We start from the raw sequence: 5,077 nt of genomic DNA, 5'->3' as shown, positions 1-5,077 counted from the left end.
GCCGAAGAAGCGTTACGGCGCCCCTGACCGGGCGATCGGACCACAGCTCGGCGCTGAACGGTAGCCTTTATCGGCGATGGCGGACCGTAGGAAAGACACCAGAAAACCTCCCGGCGATCAAGGCATCACGTATGCAGCGGCCGGGGTGGACATCGAAGCCGGTGACCGCGCCGTCGAACTGTTCAAGCCGCTCGCGTCAAAGGCCACCCGACCCGAGGTCCGCAGCAAGCTCGGTGGATTCGCGGGGCTATTCGCCCTGCGCGGCGATTATCGTGAACCGATATTGGCCGCATCCAGCGACGGCGTGGGCACCAAGCTGGCGATCGCGCAGGCGATGGACAAGCACGACACCGTCGGGCTGGACCTGGTGGCGATGGTGGTCGACGACTTGGTGGTCTGCGGTGCCGAGCCTCTGTTCCTGTTGGACTACATCGCTTTGGGGCGCATCGTGCCGGAGCGGCTCAACGCGATCGTCGCGGGCATCGCCGATGGGTGCATACGTGCGGGGTGCGCGCTCCTCGGCGGCGAGACCGCTGAGCACCCCGGCCTGATCGAGCCCGACCACTACGACCTCTCGGCCACCGCCGTCGGCGTCATCGAGGCCGACGATGTGCTGGGGCCCGAACGAGTCAAACCCGGTGACGTCATCATCGCGATGGGTTCCTCCGGGCTGCACTCCAATGGGTACTCGCTCGTCCGCACCGTCCTGTTGGAGATCGACCGGATGAACTTGGCGGGCTACGTCGAGGAGTTCGGCCGCACGCTGGGCGAAGAATTGCTCGAGCCGACTCTGATCTACGCCAAAGACTGCCTGGCGCTGGCCGCCGAGACCCAGGTCCGGACGTTCTGCCACATCACCGGCGGCGGGCTGGCCGGCAACCTGGAGCGCGTCATCCCGCTTGGTCTGGTGGCCGAGGTCGACCGCGGTACATGGACCCCGGCGCCGGTGTTCGCGATGATCGCGCAGCGTGGCCGGGTCAGCCGCGCCGAGATGGAAAAGACGTTCAACATGGGCGTGGGCATGGTCGCCGTCGTCGCGCCGGAGGACACTGACCGGGCGTTGGCCATTTTGACTGCCCGGCATTTGAATTGCTGGGTCTTGGGCACCGTGAACAAGGGCGGTAAGGAAGGCCCGCGCGCGGAGCTTGTCGGGCAGCACCCGAGATTCTAGGGCTCGGTTGAGCGCTTAAGGGTTAGCGGCGCCACTCGTCTGCGTCGTCCCATGGGTCGTCGGAGAACCGGTCGTCGCCGTCTAGCCGGTTGGAGTCGTCTGCACCCGAACCGGATAGCTCGCGCTGAAGCCGCTCGAAATCGGTCTGCGGGGAGCTGTATTTCAATTCTCGAGCAACCTTGGTCTGCTTCGCCTTCGCCCGGCCGCGGCCCATGGGGGAACCCCCTCGCGCAATAACGGAGCGGCCCAACAAGTAGGCGGCTCCGATCTGTCGGTGTCGTTATTGTCCTGTCGAGTAGTTTACCGTGCCCTGCGGCGGTGCGCTGGCGTGCCCTGCCTGGCCTCGTGCCGCTATCGGTTGATGCCGCGCAGCCGTTCGACGGCAACCCGGCCCGCGCCGGCGACGTCGGTGGGCGGCAGAGAATCGGGGTCGATGACCGCGGCGACTTGACCATCTGCTCCGGTGACGAGTTCGGTGTTGGCGGGTAGCCCTCGCTTGACCAGAGCGAGCGCCACCGGGCCAAGATCGACGTGGTCGACGACGGTTCCCAGCCGGCCCAGTGGGCGTCCGCCGGCGAGTATGGCATCGCCGGTCGATGGGCGATCGGCCGAGCCGTCGAGGTGCAACAACACCAGCATCCGGGGTGGCTTGCCGAGGTTGTGCACCCGGGCAACGGTTTCCTGCCCGCGGTAGCAGCCTTTGTCCAGATGGACTGCGCCTACGCCGGGGCCGCCGATCCAGCCCACTTCGTGGGGAATGGTGCGCTCGTCGGTGTCGACGCCGAGCCGCGGGCGAAGCGCGGCTACCCGGTTGGCTTCGTAGGTCCATATTCCGGCGGCACGGACTCCGGCTTGGGTAAGCCGGTGGAGCCGCTCAGCCGAATCCCCCTGCGGCACAAGCATGTCCAGCTCGATGAGGTCCACCTGGGCAGCAGCCATCCTGCGCAGGAATCCGCCACCTGGAAGTGGCATGGCCGTCATCTCGGCGGGCAGCACGTCCACGCCCAGCGCGTCGAGCACAGGCTGTTTACTCAGCCCGGGTCCGAGCAGCGACAACACCGCCATATCGACGGCAGTGGGCGTCACATCCGACCAGAACACCATCTTGCGCAGATAGCCCAGCAGCGGCTCGCCGCGCCACGGTTCGGTGTCGAGGTAGGTGACGCCGCCCAGTTCGGTCTGAATCCAGTGGTCCTCGACCCGGCCTTGTCCGTCAAGGCTGAGGTTTTCGGTGCTGGCGCCGTCCGGCAGTTCGCTGACGTGTTGTGTCGAGATGTTGTGCAACCAGTTCTTCCGGTCAGCGCCGGTCAGCGTGAGCACGGCACGGTGGGAGCGGTCGACCACCACGGCGTCGGTTTCGGCCGCGCGCTGCTCACCGAGCGGGTCACCGTAATGCCAGATGGCGCCGGCGTCGGGTCCAGCGTCCGGAGCGGGAACTGCGGTCACACACCAACTCTACGGACCTGTGCCGGGCGGGCCGGCGGCCGATGAACGTGGCTCCAGCTTCACGTTGGCAACGCATTAGGCTGAACAGCCATGGCTAGCCAGACGGGCGTGGTCGTCACGCTCGACGGCGAGATACTGGACCCCGATACGCCGCTGATATGCGCCGACGACCTCGCCGTTGTGCGAGGCGACGGCATCTTCGAGACGCTGTTGGTTCGCGACGGGCGGGCCTGCCTGGTGGAGGCGCATCTGGGGCGGCTGAGCCACTCGGCCAAGTTGATGGACCTGCCCCAACCCGACCTCCCGGTATGGCGGCAGGCGATCGACGTGGCGGCCCGGCGGTGGGCGGCCGTCACGGCCGACGAAGGCGCGATGCGACTGGTGTACAGCCGCGGCCGCGAGAGCGGGTCGGCGCCGACGGCCTACGTCACGGTGAACCCGCTCGCCGACCGCATCGCCGCCGCCCGCCGCGACGGTGTCAAAGCGGTGACGCTGCCCCGGGGACTGCCCGCCAACGGTGGCGACGAGATGCCGTGGCTGCTGGCCGGTGCCAAGACACTGTCCTACGCGGTCAATATGGCGGCTCTGCGCCACGCTGCCCGGCTAGGCGCCGGTGACGTCATCTTCGTCAGCTCCGACGGCTACGTCTTAGAAGGCCCACGTTCAACTGTGGTGATCGCGGCCGACATCGACGGCGCCACCGGTCTGCTGACACCGCCACCGTGGTATCCGATCCTGCGGGGCACCACTCAGCAGGCGCTGTTCGAAGTGGCCCGCGCCAAAGGCTACGACTGCGACTACCGGGCCTTGCGGGTATCGGATCTCTTTGCCGCCCAAGGCATTTGGCTGGTGTCGAGCATGACGTTGGCTGCGCGGGTGCACACCCTCGACGGCCGGGCGCTGCCACGAGCACCGATGGCCGCAGAGTTCGCCGAGCTCGTCGACGCGGCCATTGTCAGCGATCGCTGAATTGAAGTTGTCGGTCCGCCGCTTGGCGCGTACGGTCAGCCGTACACAGGGAAGGAGGTGGTCCGAGAATTGAGTACTTTATGGACATGTGAGGTGGCTGCGCGCTAAGCAGCGCCAGGCAGGAAAAAGCTGGCATTGCTTGCTAGTGAATTCCCCGCAGTCACCCGGCCCCCGAGCCCCCGGTCTGTCCAACCAGGAACTTAGGCTCGGGGGCTGTCCATGTCTGGGGTTGCAGACCTAAGACCATTCACGGTTATTGCCCCACCCTGGCGGTCATCTGATTGGCGATCCGGCTGGATTCATTGGTGATGACGGGTGCGCACGCCTGGACGTCGACGACGATGTTGGACACCGCGCTGAGCGCGCGCTGACAGCTCACACCACCCGGGACTACCTGGTTGTGCGGCTGCGCAATCTTGGGGCTGGCCCCGGTGACGTCCCCGAAGCTCCACTGAACCGTCTGGTTCCCCTCGGTCAGTGTCACGGTTTGCCCGGCGCACGCCTTCCAATTAGCCGCAGAGGTGCTCACGAATGCCTGGGCCCGTTGGGCGGATGGAAACCCCACTGCGGCTTGGTAGACCCGGTGCGGAGGACCGACCCCGGTCGTGTGCAACGCCAGCCCGCTCACCCCGGTATAGCCGCTGTTTCCATACACGGAATCTTCGATGGGATTCAGCGCGCCGAGGCAGGCCGGGTTCGAGAGCGTCGCCTGGAACGTGCGCATCGCCTGCGTCCGATCCGCGGGCTCCATGCCGGTAACGCCCATGATGGCGCTGACATCGGGAGCGCCCAGCAGCACCGAATCCAAGCCTCCGGGCGGTGCGTTGGTTGGCGCAGACGATGGCGGGGAGCCTGGCCGCTGCGCGACAACCAGCACTACCACAACGATCGCGACGACTGCCGCCAATCCTGCGGCGCCGCCGATCATCCAGCGCTTGCGGGATCGCCGATCCTCGTCTGGGCCGTTGGCATGCGACGGCTGCGAACCGGAACCGGTCCGCGACCGTGCGGACGAATCAGCGCCGACGCTGGGTGGTGGGGAGCCGGTCGATTCGCCAGCCGGCCGCGTTGGATAGGCCTGCGCGGCATGCTCGGGTGTCGACCGGGTGCGCACGGGTGGGGCCGGTCGGGCAGCTGTAACCGGCTGCGGGGATTGCGGAGAAGGCGTCGCCGGCGGGGGAGACGTGGATTCGATCGACGCCAGCAGGTTGTCGATTTCGGTTCGGGTACGCCAGGTGACGTCGTGTCGGTTGCGCAGCACGCCCAGCAGCTGGGCGATGTCACGCCGAGCGGCGGGATCATCGCCGTCCTCGTCGAGCCCCGATTTGAGTTCGGCGAGCAGGTACGTCTGTTGCTGGGGACTGAGTTCTTGTTCGGCGAGGGTGCTGCTGAGCCGCATCAGGTAAGCAAACGGCACCGGCGGCTCGGCGGGCAGCGGCGACGGCAGTGGCGGAGCCTGGGCCGCTAGCGAGTGCACTGCGGTGACCAGTT

At 67.0% G+C, this 5,077-nt stretch carries 5 protein-coding genes; 2 read left to right on the top strand and 3 right to left on the bottom strand.

The window, feature by feature from the left end; all coding sequences use genetic code 11:
* Positions 1-76 precede the first annotated feature (76 nt).
* Positions 77-1,171, top strand: a complete 1,095-nt coding sequence (purM, locus tag VFA16_RS14325; protein ID WP_324968457.1) for a phosphoribosylformylglycinamidine cyclo-ligase — start codon at positions 77-79, stop codon at positions 1,169-1,171.
* A 22-nt stretch (positions 1,172-1,193) separates the two neighbouring features.
* On the opposite strand, the gene VFA16_RS14320 is transcribed toward purM, so the two are convergent.
* A complete protein-coding gene (locus tag VFA16_RS14320) occupies positions 1,194-1,385 on the bottom strand; it encodes a DUF3073 domain-containing protein (RefSeq protein ID WP_324968456.1) in 192 nt (63 codons plus the stop codon).
* A gap of 137 nt (positions 1,386-1,522) precedes the next feature.
* Positions 1,523-2,617 (bottom strand): folate-binding protein YgfZ, encoded by a 1,095-nt coding sequence (locus VFA16_RS14315; protein WP_324968455.1) that lies wholly within the window; start codon positions 2,615-2,617, stop codon positions 1,523-1,525.
* Positions 2,618-2,725: 108 nt separating this feature from the next.
* Between VFA16_RS14315 and VFA16_RS14310 the strand changes: the two genes are divergently transcribed.
* Positions 2,726-3,586 carry an aminodeoxychorismate lyase gene (locus tag VFA16_RS14310; protein ID WP_324968458.1) on the top strand — a complete coding sequence of 287 codons (861 nt, stop codon included), beginning with the start codon at positions 2,726-2,728 and terminating at the stop codon, positions 3,584-3,586.
* Positions 3,587-3,839: 253 nt separating this feature from the next.
* Here VFA16_RS14310 and VFA16_RS14305 read toward each other — a convergent pair.
* A partial coding sequence (locus VFA16_RS14305) for a sensor domain-containing protein (protein ID WP_324968454.1) occupies positions 3,840-5,077 on the bottom strand: 1,238 nt, incomplete at its 5' end.

The sequence above is a fragment of the Mycobacterium sp. genome (genome assembly GCF_035653355.1).
Classification (GTDB): Bacteria; Actinomycetota; Actinomycetes; order Mycobacteriales; family Mycobacteriaceae; genus Mycobacterium.
This window is presented reverse-complemented; position numbering and strand designations above follow the sequence as displayed.

Bases quoted from the DNA above. Each gene is read 5' to 3' on its own strand.
- purM (WP_324968457.1), top strand. From the start codon at position 77: ATGGCGGACCGTAGGAAAGACACCAGAAAACCTCCCGGCGATCAAGGC.
- VFA16_RS14320 (WP_324968456.1), bottom strand. From the start codon at position 1,385: ATGGGCCGCGGCCGGGCGAAGGCGAAGCAGACCAAGGTTGCTCGAGAA.